Here is a 17,442-nt window from a genome sequence, read left to right as displayed (position 1 = left end):
GCTGTTGCACCAGCGCTCGCCCTGCTTCCGATGCTCTAGCGCCGATTACTCACCCGTGCCACCCACAGAAGCTCCCAGCCAGAACGACAGTTCCGCATTGTTCGGTTTGCCGTTCGGCGAAAAGTAGGCGCTCTGCCACGAGTCGTCTTCATGCAAGCCCTGCCAGCTATCCTGGGTTCCGTGCTGCGCAAGCAGATAGCGCCACCTGTAGTGGTCGTACACGTCGAGCACGTGGACTGCGTACGCGCATGCCAGACTGACATTGCCTTCGATGATGACGAAGTTTTCATCGTTGGTGGACGACGCCTTGTTGCCCAGGTTGTGGCTGCCGACCACCACGGTGCACCGGTCAGGATCGAACGGGTCGATGACGACTATCTTGTCGTGAATCACCGCGTGCCCCGCTTTGGCGAGCTCCTTTTCCCAGACGCCGAACGCGTCATTGACGCCCTCGGTGGGAATCACTTGCGCCGGGTCCGTTGGCGTCGAATTATTGTTGTGCAAGTCGATGACAAAGTTTCCCGCCCGGTCCGCGTTCGTCAGCGCGCCGCGGATGAATAGCTTTCCGTTCTTCTCCTGCGCCGAAGCAGCGGCATCGATGATGCTGGGCTGCCCCGGATCGAATGCGAGAAACAGCACCGCGGATTTCGCCCCCTCGATGCGGGCATACACGTCTGCCATGTCGGGCGGTGTCACATCCTTAGCCTTGTTCTTCTGAAGCGTGTTGGGCGAAAGCCAGAGCGTGGCTTTCTTGGCGCCTGGAATCTGCACGGCAATCGGGGCGGCGTTTGCCGTACGGAACGCTTTGCTTTGCAACGCGTGTGGGTCCGTGCCCGCGCCCAGCGTATCTTTCTTGAGCGCGTTCCAGTACGTCGAATAAGCACTCGCCAGCGACGCTGAGCGCAGCACGATGCTGTTGTTGGTCTGTGCGCAAAGACCGGTCGGTGTCCAGTTGGTCGAGCCCGTCAGCACGGTGTCCGGCTTGCCGTGAGAATCGACGTAAAGCATGAACTTGTTGTGCCCGATATGACTGCCGTCAGGAAGCATCCGATCCGTTACATCGACGCCCGAATGATGCAGCGCTTCGCGTGCGGGGGCGTTTTCTCGGTCATCGTCGTGGGTCGTGCTGTCGAAGGTATTCGACAGGATCAGATGCAATTGCTTGTTGCCGATGAGGGCCGCTTCAAGTTGTTTGTCGGCGAGCTCATACAACGCTGCGTAGCAACTTCCACCGTGCGCTTTAGCCTCCTCAAGCAGCGACGGCAGCACCGTTACGAGGTCGCCTGCCAGCGACTTGCGCAACGGGTCAGCGGGGTCCGCAATGCGTTTGAGCAGCACGCCCGAATCCGGCAGATCGCTCTTGCTCTTCGGGAGTTGCCGGGCAAGCGCCTGCGTCGCGAGAATGCCCCGGTTGAAATAGCATTTGACGGCGCCCGGGTCGTCCTTCGGTCCGTGTTCCGCCGTCAGGCTGACGGGGTTTGAATAGAGGATGGGGGCACCTTCGAGCGGCGCTAACTTCGGAGGCGCATCTTTGCTGAATGTGCCTTGAAGCGGGATGATCTGGTAGACGGTGGCGCCGTGCGTGTGAGCGTCCCTGACATACAGGTCCTTCCAGAAAAATTTCTGGATCGGGCCCTGTGCCGTCGTCTGCCCGGCGTGTCCCGAATCGGGGTTGCTGGGAAAACCGGCCATGGCAGGTAACGACACCCCTTGCGGGGCGCTGCTTCCCGTCTGCACTTCTGACGCATCAACGCGCCGGACATCGAAACCGACACAGCCGGCAAGCTTGTGCTCGAAGGTCCATGCAACAAGAATGACGTCGTTGTTCGAGAGAGCAATACATTTTGCAGACATGCGTATCTCCTGGGTACCGGGGTGGCATGCGCGCCATGGCCGCGACTGCTCGTGGCTGCTCGTGGAGCAGCGGCGCGGTTCTTTGCGGCCGGGTGAAAGTGAAGGTGGCGGACGGACGCGTCACTGACACGGCGTGTCAGTGAGCAGATAGTTGCCTAACGGCTTGAACGTTTGATGACGCTTTGATGATGAGGGCGCGGTTTTTGCTCGCGCTGGTGGGCGGGGTTTGGTGGTTGTAGGGGGAGCGGTCGGGGTCAATGCCGGGTTGGTGCTTTCGGCGTTAGTGGTCTTCGTGAGTTAGCTGTATTTTTTATCGCTATTAGCCACTGTGCGTGGCGGCACGTCATTTCTGTCCAAAGCGACAAAGAAACGAAGCAAAGAAAGCGCTTTCCAACCACGGGCAAGTTAGTGTCCCTAGCGTGCAGGCCTCACTTTTTGGCACCTGATAGCACGGTGCTCGCCAGACTGGAGAATGTTTGAACCCCGACCTCTCCGAACACGGATACCCACACGCTTCGCCACCAGTGACGGAACCTGCCCAAGGGATACCCCGCGCTATCCGCGTACAACCATCGCAAGAAAAAAGCACGCAGACCACGTAGCCAACCCACCACGAAATGAGGCAACCAGCACACGTGAGGCCGTACTGGTTTGTGGGTCATCGTGCTTGCCCGAGAGCGTTGGGGGCGAAGCGTGTTCGTGTCAGGATTCGCGAGAAGGAGGGGTTCAAACATTATCGAGTCTGGCGAGCACCGTGCTATCAGGTGCCAAAAACTGCGGCCTGCACGCTAGGGACACTAACTTGCTGATTGTTGGGAGGCGCTTTCTTTGCTTCTGTTTCTTTTTCGCCGTTGGACAAAGAAACGACGTGCCGCCACGCACAGTGGCTAATAGTGATAAAGAGAACAGCCAGCATAGACCGGCCACGGACGCTGAAAGCAGCAACCCAGCATCAACCCCGACCGTTACCCCAAAAAACCAGCCCCCCGACCGAGTGCGAACGAAAAGCCCGCCTCGCTATGCAAGCCGCCGCAACTGAAAGCGCCCAGCTGCGGCCTTGAGCAAGCCCGTCTGTTCATCGAGCGACGCTGCCGCCGCAGCAGCCTGCTCGACCAGCGCGGCATTCTGCTGCGACATCTCGTCCATTTGCGAGACCGCTCGATTGACTTCCTCGATGCCGTCGCTCTGTTCCGCGGATGCCGTCGCGATCTCGCCCATGATGACGGTCACGCGGCGCACCGCAGCACGAACCTCGCCGATAGTCACGCCCGCTTCATTGACGAGCAGCGAGCCGTCTGCCACGCGCGCCGCGGACACGTCGATCAGTTCCTTGATCTCCTTCGACGCAACGGCGGAACGCTGGGCCAGCGTGCGAACCTCCGCAGCAACCACCGCGAACCCCCGGCCTTTGTCGCCCGCTCGCGCCGCTTCCACCGCGGCATTGAGCGCCAGGATATTGGTCTGGAATGCAATCCCTTCGATCACGCCGATGATCTCGCCCATCTTCCTGGCGCTTTCGTCGATCTGCCCCATGGTCGTGACCACCTTGTCGACGACATCGGCTCCCCGGGTCGCGGCAACGTTCGTGGATTCCGCCAGCGCCTTGCCTTGCCGTGCGTGCTCCGCGTTCTGCGTGACCGCGCTCGTCAGCTGTTCCATGCTCGCGGCGGTTTCTTCTACCGATGCCGCTTGCTCCTCGGTGCGTTGCGAGAGGTCGGTATTACCGGCCGAGATCTGGTGCGTGGCTGCTGCGATCGACTCCGTGCCTCGCGCGATCTGCTCGATCATCGTGGCGATACCGTCTTGCATCGTACCTACGCTCACGGCCAGTTGGCCCATTTCATCGCCGGCGTCGAGGTCCAGTTTCTCCGTCATGTCACCCCGGGCGATCCGGTCGAGATGACGCAATGTGAGATTAAGCGGGCGTGTGATCGAGCGCAGCAGGTTGAACCCGCTGACGACACACGCAAGCAGTCCCACCGCGATAGCAATCAAGGTAAACGTCTGCAAGGTATCGTAACGATCCTGCGCCGACTGATAGCGGGTCGCACCCTGCTCGTTGCGGAACTTGTCCAGCGCAGCGGATTTCTGTGTGAGCGAGGCAGATAGCGGTGGAACGTCGACCATCGCAAGCTTGTCCGCCGTTGCGTGGTCGCCCTTTCTGATGGCCTCTATCATCGGTTCGATCGCGTTATGCAGCAGCGCGGCACGGGCATCTGACACCGCTTTCGACAGCACCGCTTCGGCATCGGAGGCCGGCAACGCCTGGTAAGCCGTCCACGCCGTGTTCGATACCGCCAGATAACTCAATGCCTTGTCCACGAGCGCGGCCGTGTCAGGCGCCTCGGGATGCAGGAGCACGCGGTCGAGCGTCGTGCGCACGACCGTGAGGTTCAGGTTGGAACGGCCGAGCGCAGTGGCGGCAGCCACATCGTTCAGGTAGGCCTGTTTGACGGCGCCGTTAGAGGCGCGCATGCCTGCAATTCCAAGTATCCCTGTTGAGACGAGCAAGACGCCGAGCAACGCCAGCGTGGCCAATAAACGCAACTTGATCGTTAGCTTGAAACGCATGAAGTTCACATCTTTTTTCAGTGAGTCAAGATTGGTTATCGGCAGATACGTCAGCTAACTTTACAGTCGCGGACGATCCCGCCGCCCGCGTCTGGTCTCCGGACGCCGCGCGCCATTTGGCGAGGATCTTCAACTGCTCGTAGAACGTGAGGTGGATGTTCATCGCCTGGGCCACGAAGATGGCGGCCGGTCAGGGAGACGGGCTTGCCGTTTGCGGCGTGGCGCAAGCAGGCACGCGTGCTGGATGCCGTATCGAGGCTCGCTGATAGCGAGTCGGTGTCGGCGGTGGCTGCCCGGGTCGGCTACGACCATCCAGGTTCATTCACTGCGATGTTTCGCAGCGCGCTTGGCGCAGCGCCGACGCGGTATTTTTCCAGCATTGAGGACGAGGACGCAGCCTGAGCGCGACAGGTAAATATCCCGCCTTTCGTGAACTCACGGAAAGCGGATCTGGAAGAAAACCGGCAAGCTCCGTCGGCTGGCTCAAGGGTGCTCAAGCCAGCCGACAGACAAAAAAAAACCGCTAAGCAAGCAGCGTGTGCGGGTTATTGCAAAGATCCGGGAACGCCATCGCCCTTCATTCTCAACACGGCTGCTTGAGCCGTATCCGTGATCTTTTGCTCTGCCAGATTGGCCTTGAGGACAACAATCTGGTGTTGCGTTCCTTGATTGAAGTCCGCATCGAGTTCACTGATGCGACGGTTGTACCAGTTGACCACGCAGGTCTTGTCTTTGCAGTTGCGCTGACGCCATTGCCACTGCTTGACGTGGTCGTCCTCAAAGGCCTCTGCGTCCGGAGCCACGTCTTTCGCGCGTTTGAAGGATATCGCCAGCTTGTCGTCGAGAGATGACAATTCCGGGTCCGTGCAAACAAGCTTCTCGGAGCTCGAGACTTTCTTGCCGCAATGGAAACTCGCTGCGTGCGCGGATCCGGATACCAAGCCGCCGCCCAATACCAGTAACGTCAGCGTGACGGTCCCGGCCGCACGCCTCACGTTGAACAATTTCGTTTTCAATTTGCCTGACCTTGCCATACCTACCCCCGTCGATCCATCGTTAAAGTTGCGTTTGTGAACATGCTGCTATTTCGCCACGGTCTTCCCGGCCGGGCTTCTTGAGGCTCCAACCGTGAAAGGGACGGTTGCACGAAGACTTTCGGAAGCGCGTTTGACGACTCGCAAAGGTTCACGTTTCATCGCTCAAGTTTCCGATGCTGGTCGCAAGAGCGGCTCCCCAATGTCTTCGTGAGACAGGTTGGAAAACCTCCCATGGGCGAGTGCCTGCCAGCGGAATTCGTTAAGGTGATGATCCTAGTTTTCGAGCGAGCGAACCCCTCGAAAAGGAGGCGACCTTCTCAAGGCCTTACAGAATATTTCCCCGGTGTTTTGGAAGCGAATCGCAGCGGTGCGACCACAATCCTGTGTAGCTCCGTGATAGGTGAAGCGGGTCGACTGACCCGGCTTTTGCAACCTGCATCGACTATCAAAAAAATGGAAAGGTCCAGGCAGAAGATGCTCCCACCGGCAGCTGCGACAACGAGATAAGGATGCGTTAAGGGTAGCCGTGTATTCTCGAACCATCCTTTGTGAATCAGTCACCGCAGCTCGCATCCCGCGTTGTTGCAGTACCAATTGCGTCACGAATAACCCAATCACCCGCACGGATCTGCGTGCTCGAATAAAAAGGCGCAGATACGCAGACGGTCCCAACGCTCGTCGGCTGTTACTGCTCAAAGCAGATCCAAAACCGCCGCTGCACGTTGGTCGACACACACCAAACTTAGGGATAGAAAGATGCACGATTTTGAGAAAAATGCATTGAGCAAGGTCCCAGAGGTGACTTTGGCCTTTTGGATCGTAAAGATTGCTGCCACGACCTTAGGTGAAACTGCTGGCGATGCAGTCTCGATGTCCATGCACCTGGGCTATCTCATCGGCACTGCAATTTTCGCTGCGATATTTTTAGTCTCAGTATTTTTTCAGATAAAAGCGGATCGCTTCAGGCCATTTCTTTATTGGCTCACCATCATAGCGACCACCACAGTAGGGACGACGCTGGCGGACTTTGCGGATCGCTCGCTGGGGATCGGCTACGCGGGTGGTACAACGCTTTTAGTCATCCTGCTGCTGGCTTCTCTGGCGGTATGGCACCGGACGCTGGGCTCCATATCCGTCGGTAACGTCAGCTCGCCGAAAGCGGAGATGTTCTATTGGGTAACCATCATGTTTTCGCAAACACTTGGTACAGCCCTTGGAGACTGGACAGCGGATTCAGCGGGTCTCGGATATCAGGGAGGCGCGTTGGTATTCACAGGCCTGCTGGCGCTCGTGGCACTGGCGTACTACAAAACCAGGGTGTCTCGCACCCTGTTGTTCTGGGCCGCGTTCGTCCTCACCCGTCCGCTTGGTGCGGTTGTAGGAGACTTCCTCGACAAGCCCCTCAATGCAGGCGGCCTCGCGCTAGACCGCTACTCCGCATCGGGAGCGTTGTTCTCGTTTATCGTGGCGAGTATCTTGATCTTCCGGCAAAGAGCGGCGAGGCAAGGCCATTGATACTTTCACTGCGTCGGTGCATTCGATGAACCTGTGCTCCTGAGACGTGGAACGCTTCCCGCGAATCACACCGAATTTGCGATGTGCTCACGCAGCCATTGATGCGCAGGATCGCGATGGGAGCGCTCATGCCAGAGCATGGCCATCTCATAGCCGGGTATATCGACAGGTGGCTCCGCTACCCGCAGCTCGCTGGTGTCGCGAACCAGGCGCGAAGGCAGCATCGCCACGAGGTCGGTGCTCGCCAGGACCGACATCATGAACAGGAAGTGCGGAATGGAAAGCACCACCCGGCGCGCGAGACCTGCCTCCGAGAGCACCTCGTCCGTGATCGCCCGGAATCCCCCGCCATCCTGCGACACGACCACGTGATCGAGTTGGCAGAATTGAGCAAGCGTTGGCCGGCGCTTCAAGCGCGGATGACCGGCGCGACCTGCCAGAACATACCGCTCGGTAAAGAGCGGCCGCCGATGCAATCCGGAAGGAGCGTCCTCGCTCGTATGGAGGGCAAGATCGATCTCCCCCTGTTCCGCCTGCTTGGCGATGCGTGGCGGAACGAGTTGCAGGACTGCCAGCCGGGTACCCGGCGCCGCCGAGCGCAAGCCGGCCAACGCTGGCAGCAGGACCGTCGATTCCCCGTAGTCGGCAGCGGCAACGCGCCACGTATGACTCGCCTCGGCTGGATCAAAAGAGCGGGCGGGCGACACCGCGCGCTCAAGTGCATCAAGTGCCTGACGCAAAGGCTCGCGCAACTCTTCGGCTCTCGCGGTGGGTCGCATTCCTCGTGGCCCCGGCAGCAACAGCGGGTCTCCAAAGACATCCCGCAGCTTGGCGAGATGAACGCTTACCGATGGTTGCGAGAAGTTCAGGCGTTCTGCCGCGCGGGTCACATTGTGTTCTGAAAGGAGGACATCGAGTGTTACCAGCAGGTTAAGGTCCAGCCTTCTTAAATTATTCATGGCAATACCTGTGATATTGGATATTCATTTCCAATATACCTGACCAAGCCCTATTCTGCCCTCTTCCAGCAACGGAGGCCCAGCCATGAATGTTCTTCTCGTCTACGCCCACCCCGAACCCCGGTCACTGAACGGCTCGCTCAAGGACTTTTCGATCAAACGTCTTGAAGATGCGGGACACGTCGTCCAGGTGTCTGACTTGTATGCAATGAAGTGGAAAGCATCGCTCGACGCGCACGACAGCACGGACAGGCAGTCCGAAATGCCCTTTGATCCATCCCTTGATTCCAAGCATGCGTTCGAGAATGGTCTGCAAACCAAAGACATCGCGCTCGAACAGGACAAGCTGGTGTGGGCGGATGCTGTGATCCTGCAGTTCCCCCTGTGGTGGTTCTCGATGCCGGCGATCCTGAAAGGCTGGGTGGAGCGCGTCTATGCGTACGGCTTCGCCTATGGCGTAGGGGAACACTCCGACGCCCGCTGGGGGGACCGCTATGGGGAAGGCACGATGGCAGGAAAGCGAGCGATGCTGGTTGTCACTGCGGGCGGATGGGAGCCTCATTACAGCCCGCGGGGTATCAATGGCCCAATAGATGACCTGTTGTTCCCCATCCAGCACGGGATTCTGTATTACCCCGGCTTCGACGTCCTGCCACCGTTCATGATCTATCGGACAGGCCGGATTGACGAAGCAAGGTATTCAAAGATTTGTGACTCGCTCGGACAACGTCTTGATGATCTTTGGAAGACCGCGCCGATATCATTTCGCCCACAGAATGCTGGTGCGTACGAGATCCCGGAACTCACGTTGCGGCCTGAAATTGCGTCCGATCAGAGCGGCTTCGCCGCGCACATTGCATAGAAATTACGCCGTCGGGCATTCCTGCATTGACGCAGGTGAGAGATGGACAACTGCTTGGAAAGCGGGAGATGGACAAGTCACGGGCAAAGCCATGCCCACCCGTCTCCCTCACGAACAGGACAGTGCTATTTCCGCCCGGCCAGCCACCCAATCAGCACTCCCACACCCAAGGCTACGCCGGCTGTCGACCATGGACGCTCATGCACATAGTCGTTCGCAAGACTCGCTGATTTCCGCCCCTGTTCAATCACCACGACTTGCACATCGGCCGCCTTCTTCCGGGCCTGCTTGAGACGGGCTCGGACCTTGCCGGATTCCGGCATTGATCCGGCGACGAAATCCGGGGTTGGCGTTGCCGGCGTATTGTTCACATCGCTTGCTGCACTGTTGGAAATTGACATGCCGTTACCCCATGCTCATGGTTAAGGAAACACAACGTATTGATCCAGGCGTTCGTGGCGGCATGCCAGAACGTCAGCCCTGAACCTGCGAACTTTGCGAACCCTGCGAACGCGCGACATCGATCTCGACAATCAGCGTCTCCACACCCTGCCCCGTGCGCACGCCGGAAACGGGCATGGCGTCGCGATAGTCCAGGCCGGTCGCGATCCGCACATAGTGCTCATCCGGGCACGTATTGTTGGCGGCGTCGAACCCTACCCAACCCAGCCCGTCGAGGTATGCCTCGGCCCAGGCATGGCTCGCGGTCTGCGCCGGTGTGCCGTCCATCAGCAGATAGCCCGACACATAGCGCGCGGGGATGTGCATCAGACGCGCCGCCGCGATAAAGACATGTGCATGGTCCTGACACACCCCCTGTCCGTTCCGCAAGGCCGTCTCTGCGTCCGTGCCGACCACGGTCGTGCCGGGTTTGTAAGCGATCCGGCCGTTAATCGCACTCATTAGCTCGTGCAACGAGTCCAGCGGCTTACCTTCTGAACGAAGCGGAGCCGCGAGCGCGCTAATAGATTCTCCGGCATGGGTCAACGCGGTAACCCGCTCGAAGATCCAGGGCGGCGCAACGCCATTGACCGTACCGAATATCCCGGCCGTGTCCTCGGTTTCGACCGTCCCTTCCGCCACGATGACGATCTTCTGCGTATTGCGCTCATGACGGACGAGATCGACACGATTGCCCAGCCCGTCCGAATAGGAAACGGTAGGCGCTATACCGTCGACCGTAACCTGCCAGTCGATGACTCTCTGCCCCGGGCACGTCTGGGGACGAAGCCGCAGCCGCTGCAACGCGTAAGGCACGGGCTGGTCGTAGTGATACCGGGAGATGTGACGGATCGCGAGACGCATGGCCGGACTCAATCGAAGTTGTAGGTTTCGGCAATATCGAAGCCGAGACGGTTGTTCTGGCCGATGAACCGGGTGAGGAATTCGTGCAGGCCGTCCGCGAAGATTTGCTTGATCGTGTTGCCTTTAAGCGTGGCGAGCGTGTTGTCGGCGGTGTCGTGGCACGCGTGACGGACGCCGTAGTCTTCAGCGAGATAACCCAGGTTCTCGACAATGTTGAGATAGCAGAAATGCAGCGAGCGCGGCATCCGTCCATTGAGCATCAGATAATCTGCGATATTCACAGGCTTGTATTGAACGTCGTACACCCACCGGTACGAGCGATGCGCGGCCACGGAACGCAGGATCGACTCCCACTGGTAATTGTCGAGTGACGTGCCGACGTAGGACACCGACGGCAGCAGCAAGTGATACTTGACATCGAGAATGCGCGCCGTGTTGTCGGCGCGTTCGATGAAAGTCCCAATGCGGGCGAAGTCGAAAATCTCGTTCCTGAGCATCGTGCCGTGGAACGTGCCGCGAATGAGCGCGGTTTCGCGCTTGATCTGATCGAGAACGACAGGCAACTCGCTGGCTGGAACCGGGCTCGCCAGTGCCCGCTTTATCACCATCCACGCTTCGTTGACACTCTCCCAGGCCTCGCGGGTAAGCGCCGTGCGCACCATGCGGGCGTTCGAACGCGCTGCTTCGATGCACGACAGGACGCTCGACGGATTGTCGCCATCGCGCAGCAGATAGTCCGGCACCGTGCTCGCGGAATAGACGTCATGCTTCTTGCGAAAGCCGTCTTCGGTACCCGATGTCACCACGACGGATGACCATTCCGCTGGTGCGTCGGAGGTTCGGGTCAGCGCCATGCGCAACCCGGCATCGACAATCCGCGCCATGTTTTCTGCGCGCTCGATGTAGCGGTGCATCCAGTAGAGACCGCTTGCAGTACGTCCGAGAAGCATGTCCTGTCCAACTCCCGTTTTGTTTAGTGCCGCGTTCGTGGCTCGCTCCGGACCGGGGCCGCTGCCAGGTTCGTTCACGTCCGCGCCATGAACGGCATGAAAAGCCCAAGCTCAGTCCGCGAGCACCCAGGTGTCCTTGGTACCGCCGCCCTGGCTCGAATTGACAACGAGCGAGCCTTCCTTCAATGCAACTCGCGTCAGTCCGCCGGGGGTGATCCGGATGCGGTCGGACACGAGCACAAACGGACGCAGATCGACGTGGCGCGGCGCGAGGCCCTGTTCGGTCAATATCGGCGTGGTCGAGAGCGCCAGCGTCGGTTGCGCGATGTAGTTGCCCGGCCGCGTCTTGAGCTTGACGGCGAACTCCTCGCGCTCCTTCTTCGACGCAGCGGGACCAACCAGCATGCCGTAGCCGCCCGACCCGTGGACTTCCTTCACCACGAGTTCCTCAAGATGGTCCAGCACGTATTTCAGGCTGTCCGGCTCGGCGCAGCGCCAGGTCGGCACGTTCTCCAGGATCGACTTGCGGCCGGTATAGAACTCGACAATCTCCGGCATGTAGGAATAGATCGCCTTGTCGTCGGCGATCCCGGTGCCGGGCGCATTGGCAATCGTGATATTCCCGGCACGGTAGACGTCCATGATGCCGGCTACGCCAAGCACCGAATCGGGGCGGAAGGTCATCGGATCGAGGAAAGCGTCATCCAGGCGGCGATAGAGCACGTCGATAGCGCGAAAGCCTTCTGTCATGCGCATGACCACGCGGCCGTCCATCACGTGGAGGTCACTGCCCTCGACCAGATGAACGCCCATCTGATCGGCGAGAAAAGAATGTTCGTAGTACGCGGAATTGTGGATGCCCGGCGTCAACACGGCGATGGTCGGATTGGCTTCGTTGCCGCCCGGCGGGCACACGGCAGCCAGCGATTGCCGCAGTAACTGCGGATAGGTTTCGACCGGACGCACCTTGACCTGTTGAAACAGCTCGGGGAAAAGCTGCATCATCGTCTCGCGGTTTTCCAGCATGTAGGAGACACCGGACGGCGTACGGGCGTTGTCTTCCAGCACGTAGAACTGGTTTTCGGCCGTGCGCACGATATCCACGCCAATGATATGCGTGTAGACATTGCCCGGCGGACGAAAGCCGATCATCTCCGGCAGGAAGGCCTCGTTATGGGTGATCAGCTCTTTCGGGATGATCCCGGCACGCACGATCTCCTGACGATGATAAATGTCGTGCAGAAAGGCATTGATCGCAATGACGCGCTGCTCGATGCCTTGCGACAGCCGGGTCCATTCGTTACCCGAAATGATCCGGGGAATGATGTCGAACGGGATCAGGCGCTCGGCCGCCTCTTTTTCGCCATAAACGGCGAACGTAATGCCTGTCTTGCGGAAAACGCTTTCCGCGTCGCGCGCCTTCTGCGCGAGATTCGCCGGATTCTGCGTATCCAGCCATTGCTTGAGCAGGTTATACGGCGGGCGGACGCCGTCACCGGATGTCAGCATCTCATCGAATGGCTTCACGTAACTTCTCCGTCGTGGCGTCGTTGCAGCTGGATTGCAAGGGGATGTCCTACCTTGCCGTACTGGGCCCGCGGATCCGCCCAGGCGGCGAGGAAGCACGGAACACCGCGGCGCATGCCCGCACTGCAATCGTACCCTAGCGCGGGTTGTCTTCAAAAATGCTTTGGGTCAGGGTAACCGACGGGATCGTCGGTTTCATCATGGTCAGTGCCCGGCGGCGCACCCCGTACCACCCGGCTACCAGGAGCAGGACCACGACGGGAATCGAGGCCACGGTCCACGTACCGTTCGGATAGTCGAACGCCATCAGCACCAGCACGCCCAACAGAAACGCCAGCGTCAGCCAGGATGTCACCGGGGCGCCCGGCATCTTGAAGGAGGCCGGTTCAGCTTCGCCTCGCGCGACGGCCTGGCGCAACTTCATCTGGCAGACAACGATAAATCCCCAGGTGCTGAGAATGCCGAGCGACGCCACGTTGAGCACGATTTCGAACACGCTCGACGGCACAAGATAGTTGAGCACCACGCCCAGGATGTAGATGGCCACCGTCACCAGGATGCCGGCGTACGGGACCGACTGCGAACTCATGCGCGACAGGAAGTGCGGCGCGGATCCGCCCATCGACAGCGCGCGCAACACGCGTCCGGTGGAATACAGCCCCGAGTTGAGGCTCGACAGCGCAGCCGACAGCACGACGATATTCATCACCGAGCCAACGCCCGGCACGCCGAGTGCGCCAAAGAACGTGACGAACGGGCTCTGCCCCGCCTTGTAGGCGCTCCACGGCAGCAAGCAGACGAGCAGCACCACGGATCCCACATAAAACAAGGCGATACGCCAGATCACGCTGTTGATCGCGCGGGGCAGGACCTTGCGCGCGTCCTTGCACTCGCCCGCGGCCGTGCCGACCAGTTCGACCCCGGCAAAGGCGAACACCACGCCCTGGACGAGCACGAGCGCGGCCATCAGGCCATGCGGGAACAGGCCGCCATTTTCCGTGATCAGATGCGATCCGGTTGCGTGCCCGGCAACGGGTGTCCCCGTACCGAGGATGGCGACACCAATAAGCAGGAACAGCGCGATCGCCGCCACCTTGATAAGGGCGAACCAGAACTCCATTTCGGCGAACCATTTCACGCCTATCAGGTTCATCGTGGCGACAATACAGAGCGCCAGCAGCGCGAACAGCCATTGGGGCACGGCGCTGAATGCCGCCCAATAATGCATATATAGCGCGACCGCGGTAATGTCGACAATGCCGGTCATCGCCCAGTTGAGGAAGTACATCCAGCCGGCGACAAATGACGCTTTTTCCCCCAGGAACTCTCGCGCATACGACACAAAGCTGCCGCTGCTCGGACGGTGCATGACCAGTTCGCCAAGTGCACGCAGGATCAGGAATGAGAAGACGCCGCAAACCAGATAAACGAGCGCCAGTGCCGGACCGGCTATTTGCAGGCGCGCACCCGCACCAAGAAATAATCCGGTTCCAATCGCGCCGCCGATTGCAATCATCTGAACCTGACGATTACCTAATGTTTTGTGGTATCCGGCTTCATGGGATTCCAGCCAGCTTTTCTTGTCCACTTCACCGGGCAATTGAGCGGATGCTTGATCGGGTGCTGTAGCCATAATCATCTCCAACTTAAGGACGGTTTTCAGAATTTGACAATGCTGCGCCGTGCCTGGACGGATTGGGCGTGCGTGCCCAAAACCTTACGGCGCATTGCTACAAACGTTATCCAGATGACGTGGGCCCGTATCGATATGTCGAGCCGATATGTCGAACGACATGCCGCTTTCAGCTAGGGCAGCCCAAAATTATGGTGCCAAATTGATGGGCGCAATGCCTATGCAAATTTCGACTAACGCCATTCGAAAATAGATATTGCTAGTTTGCCGACCTGTGGCACGCTAGAGAAACTTATCGGCCCATGCTAGCGGTCGACGTCTTTAAATAGAGCGATGACTATGGAAGCAAAATGGCTGGAAGATTTTCTTAGTCTCGCGGAGACCAAAAGCTTTTCCCGGTCGGCTCGTAACCGGGATTTAACGCAGTCGGCATTTAGCCGACGAATTGTCGCGCTCGAGACCTGGATGGGAACCAGGCTGGTGGACCGCAGCGTCAACCCGATTTCACTCACTCCGGCAGGCCGGATGTTCCGCAGCCTGGCAACGGACATCCTGAAGAGTATGTATGCCGCCCGTAATATGGTCGGCGGCTATGAACAGTTCGCCGACAGCGATCATGTCGTCCATTTTTCGGTGGCTCATACTCTGGTTTTCACGCTTTTCCCGGACTGGCTCAAGCGGCTCAACGGTAAATTCGGCGACGTCATGGCCCGGGTGCAGGCGGTCAATGTCCCTGAGGGCGTGCAACATCTTCTCGCGGGCGACAGTGACCTGCTGATGGGCTACCACCATCCGAACCTGCCCATCGGACTGGACCCCAATCTCTTTCCCTTCCTTACCCTCGGTGTCGAGCGCGTTCTGCCGGTTTCTGCCGCAGACAGCAATGGCAAACCGTTATTCGAGTTGCCTGGAAAAAGCGGCAAACCCCTGCCGCTCCTGGCTTATTCATCTGGGGCGTTCCTCGGCAACGTGGTCGAAATGCTCTTGCTGAACGCCGCCGAACCGTACGCACTGTATCGCTGCTTCGAAACCCATATGTCCGAGGCATTAAAAGGCATGGTGCTCGCGGGTCACGGTATCGGCTGGCTTCCCGAAAGCTGCATCACCCGGGAGCTGAGCGAAGGGAATCTTGTCAGCGCGGGTTCGGACGCCTGGACGACTGAACTGGAAATCCGTCTCTACCGTTCCGGCAAGCAAAGAGGCCGGGCTGCGGAACAGCTTTGGTCTTACGTCGAAAAAATGACGGCTGAGTCGGCGGTCAACGTGCCGCCGGAAGCGTGGAAGGCGGCGTAAGCCAATACGATGGAGCGCCCCGACGAGGGGAAAACTGACGGGCTTGCCCGGTGCGCCGGCATCGACGAGAACGGTGACTCGTTATTCGTTATTCACCGAGGGCACGATTACGCCCTTCACGCTTGGCCTTCAGCAAGAGGGCGTCTGCACGCTGGAGCGTGGCCTCCCACTCCTCCCCGGCGCGATGTTCGGCTACCCCGATCGAATTCGTGTGCGGTAAAACCGGCGCGGCGCCTGAGCTCCTTGAGCGGCACCGCACGTGCTCCCGGAAGGTGCGCGTCATGCGGCAGCCGCCAATAAGTACTGGTGTAGTCGGCCGGTCGGGGCCTTTTCCCGCTACGGATATCCAGAATCTCAAAGTACTGATTTTCGTAGAACCGGTTTCCCGTCGAGATATAAGTGCTCGCCATGCGTGTCAGATCGTCGGAGCTTTGCCGCAATTCGTCCGCCAGCTTGAACGACTCGAAGCGCTTTTCCTGGCCGCGGATTGTGTCGTGCTCAATATCGAGGATCTGGTACAGAATGAATAGAAGCAGCAGTAACAGAATACTCAGCGTGGCCGTTGCAATGGTCGTGAGAGCCTTGATTTTCATGGCGATCTGCCTGCACTTCTTCGTTTGTCCTGGAGTGGCCAGTGCCGGCGAAAATAATCTCGTGTAACGATACCGACGCTAATTCACCGCAGTTGTATACCGGTCTTTCACTAAAGCGTTACGGCATCCGGCCATTGTTCTTGAGGCACGCGAACAAATCACAAAGCTGGCGCAATATCGAATGAGATGTCGAGCAATGATGTTTTCATGACGGTCGCGGATGATGAGCACGGCGCTGAAGCCGGCTGTGGTCCGGGTCCGCATGCGGCGACACATCGTCGGTCCACGTCATATCATGCGGGGCTGAGCGTACAAGGAAAGAACCGATGGTACAAAAGATACGCCGGCGTTTGCTCGTGACCGGCGCGCTCACAGCGGCCGGCCTGATGGCGGCAAAAAGCGCCAACGCCGTGCAAGACGGCAAGCTGACAATTGCCCTCGTGCTGAAGTCGCTCGCGGATCCGTTTTCCGTCGCCATGGCAGGCGGTGCGCAGAACTATCAGAAGCACTATGCGTCGCAGTTCGACCTGACTGTCCGGGGCACGGCGACGGAAACCGATACCCTCGCCCAGACACGCATCGTCGACGAACTGATTGGCGCCCGGACGAACGCAATCGTGCTCGCCTCCACCGATTCAAAAGCGTTGATACCCGTGGTGGCACGCGGAATCAACGCGGGTGTCATTGTGATCTCCATCGACAATCCGCTCGACGAAGCGTCCCAGGATGCCACCGGCATTTCCGTACCTTTCGTCGGCGCGGACAACCGCAGAGGAGCCGCATTGGTAGGAAAGTATCTGGCGGGGAAGCTCAAACCGGACGACGAAGTCGGGATCATCGAAGGCGTTTCCGCCGACCGCAACGCGCAGCAGCGAACGGCGGGTTGCAAGGACGCGATGAACGCCGCGGGAATCAGGATTGTCGCCATACAGCCGGGCGACTGGGAATACGGAAAAGGCAAGGAGGCCGCGTCGGCGATCCTGAGCGAACACCCGCGGATCCGGGCGCTCATGTGCGGCAACGACAACATGGCGATGGGTGCTGTCGAAGCGGTTCACAATGCGCGAAGAACAGGCCGTGTGTATGTCACGGGCTATAACAACATCGATGCAATCGGACCGCTGCTCGACGACGGCCGGATTCTCGCAACCATGGATCAGTTTGCCGAAAGACAGGCCGCGTTCGGGGTCGACGTCGCATTAAAAGCGCTTATTGAAAGGAGGAAGCAGCCGGATTTGTCGCGCTTCATCGAAACGCCGTTGCAACTGGTCACCAGTGAAAACCATTGAATGCCAGTGAACAGTGACGAGGCGATTCCTGGAGTACAGCGTCCTCAACTCTGA

Annotated in this window: 15 protein-coding genes; 5 read left to right on the top strand and 10 right to left on the bottom strand. The window is 59.2% G+C overall.

Annotation, left to right across the window (positions count from 1 at the left end; all coding sequences use genetic code 11):
* Positions 1-45 precede the first annotated feature (45 nt).
* Positions 46-1,854, bottom strand: a complete 1,809-nt coding sequence (locus M0D69_RS24160) for a phospholipase D-like domain-containing protein (RefSeq protein ID WP_301784399.1) — start codon at positions 1,852-1,854, stop codon at positions 46-48.
* A 1,017-nt stretch (positions 1,855-2,871) separates the two neighbouring features.
* Positions 2,872-4,425 carry a methyl-accepting chemotaxis protein gene (locus M0D69_RS24155; RefSeq protein WP_301784398.1) on the bottom strand — a complete coding sequence of 518 codons (1,554 nt, stop codon included), beginning with the start codon at positions 4,423-4,425 and terminating at the stop codon, positions 2,872-2,874.
* Positions 4,426-4,629: 204 nt separating this feature from the next.
* Between M0D69_RS24155 and M0D69_RS24150 the strand changes: the two genes are divergently transcribed.
* On the top strand, positions 4,630-4,827 hold the full coding sequence (locus tag M0D69_RS24150; RefSeq protein ID WP_301784397.1) for a helix-turn-helix domain-containing protein: 198 nt from the start codon (positions 4,630-4,632) through the stop codon (positions 4,825-4,827).
* A 143-nt stretch (positions 4,828-4,970) separates the two neighbouring features.
* On the opposite strand, the gene M0D69_RS24145 is transcribed toward M0D69_RS24150, so the two are convergent.
* A complete protein-coding gene (locus M0D69_RS24145; RefSeq protein ID WP_301784396.1) occupies positions 4,971-5,279 on the bottom strand; it encodes a hypothetical protein in 309 nt (102 codons plus the stop codon).
* A gap of 939 nt (positions 5,280-6,218) precedes the next feature.
* On the opposite strand from M0D69_RS24145, the gene M0D69_RS24140 reads away from it, so the two are divergent.
* Positions 6,219-6,977 carry a hypothetical protein gene (locus tag M0D69_RS24140; RefSeq protein ID WP_301784395.1) on the top strand — a complete coding sequence of 253 codons (759 nt, stop codon included), beginning with the start codon at positions 6,219-6,221 and terminating at the stop codon, positions 6,975-6,977.
* Between the two features lie 65 nt (positions 6,978-7,042).
* Here M0D69_RS24140 and M0D69_RS24135 read toward each other — a convergent pair whose 3' ends face one another.
* Entirely contained in the window at positions 7,043-7,936 is an 894-nt protein-coding gene (locus M0D69_RS24135) for a LysR family transcriptional regulator (protein WP_301784394.1), read from the bottom strand.
* An 85-nt stretch (positions 7,937-8,021) separates the two neighbouring features.
* Between M0D69_RS24135 and M0D69_RS24130 the strand changes: the two genes are divergently transcribed.
* On the top strand, positions 8,022-8,798 hold the full coding sequence (locus M0D69_RS24130; RefSeq protein WP_301784393.1) for an NAD(P)H-dependent oxidoreductase: 777 nt from the start codon (positions 8,022-8,024) through the stop codon (positions 8,796-8,798).
* Between the two features lie 125 nt (positions 8,799-8,923).
* On the opposite strand, the gene M0D69_RS43850 is transcribed toward M0D69_RS24130, so the two are convergent.
* From M0D69_RS43850 to ansP, 5 genes are all read right to left on the bottom strand, one after another.
* Positions 8,924-9,199 carry a YqjD family protein gene (locus tag M0D69_RS43850; RefSeq protein WP_367619753.1) on the bottom strand — a complete coding sequence of 92 codons (276 nt, stop codon included), beginning with the start codon at positions 9,197-9,199 and terminating at the stop codon, positions 8,924-8,926.
* Between the two features lie 73 nt (positions 9,200-9,272).
* Entirely contained in the window at positions 9,273-10,103 is an 831-nt protein-coding gene (locus tag M0D69_RS24120) for a transglutaminase family protein (RefSeq protein WP_301784392.1), read from the bottom strand.
* A gap of 8 nt (positions 10,104-10,111) precedes the next feature.
* Positions 10,112-11,053 (bottom strand): alpha-E domain-containing protein, encoded by a 942-nt coding sequence (locus M0D69_RS24115; protein WP_301784391.1) that lies wholly within the window; start codon positions 11,051-11,053, stop codon positions 10,112-10,114.
* A gap of 111 nt (positions 11,054-11,164) precedes the next feature.
* On the bottom strand, positions 11,165-12,562 hold the full coding sequence (locus tag M0D69_RS24110; protein ID WP_367619754.1) for a circularly permuted type 2 ATP-grasp protein: 1,398 nt from the start codon (positions 12,560-12,562) through the stop codon (positions 11,165-11,167).
* Positions 12,563-12,716: 154 nt separating this feature from the next.
* Entirely contained in the window at positions 12,717-14,213 is a 1,497-nt protein-coding gene (gene ansP, locus M0D69_RS24105; RefSeq protein ID WP_301784389.1) for an L-asparagine permease, read from the bottom strand.
* Positions 14,214-14,552: 339 nt separating this feature from the next.
* Between ansP and M0D69_RS24100 the strand changes: the two genes are divergently transcribed.
* Entirely contained in the window at positions 14,553-15,506 is a 954-nt protein-coding gene (locus M0D69_RS24100) for a LysR substrate-binding domain-containing protein (protein WP_301784388.1), read from the top strand.
* A 116-nt stretch (positions 15,507-15,622) separates the two neighbouring features.
* Here the strand turns inward: M0D69_RS24100 and M0D69_RS24095 are convergent, their stop codons facing one another.
* Positions 15,623-16,099 (bottom strand): hypothetical protein, encoded by a 477-nt coding sequence (locus tag M0D69_RS24095; RefSeq protein ID WP_301784387.1) that lies wholly within the window; start codon positions 16,097-16,099, stop codon positions 15,623-15,625.
* A 326-nt stretch (positions 16,100-16,425) separates the two neighbouring features.
* Here M0D69_RS24095 and M0D69_RS24090 point away from each other — a divergent pair, with 326 nt between their 5' ends.
* On the top strand, positions 16,426-17,388 hold the full coding sequence (locus tag M0D69_RS24090) for a substrate-binding domain-containing protein (protein ID WP_301784386.1): 963 nt from the start codon (positions 16,426-16,428) through the stop codon (positions 17,386-17,388).
* Positions 17,389-17,442: the final 54 nt, after the last annotated feature.

The sequence above is a fragment of the Caballeronia sp. SEWSISQ10-4 2 genome, assembly GCF_030464885.1.
Lineage (GTDB): Bacteria > Pseudomonadota > Gammaproteobacteria > Burkholderiales > Burkholderiaceae > Caballeronia.
This window is presented reverse-complemented; position numbering and strand designations above follow the sequence as displayed.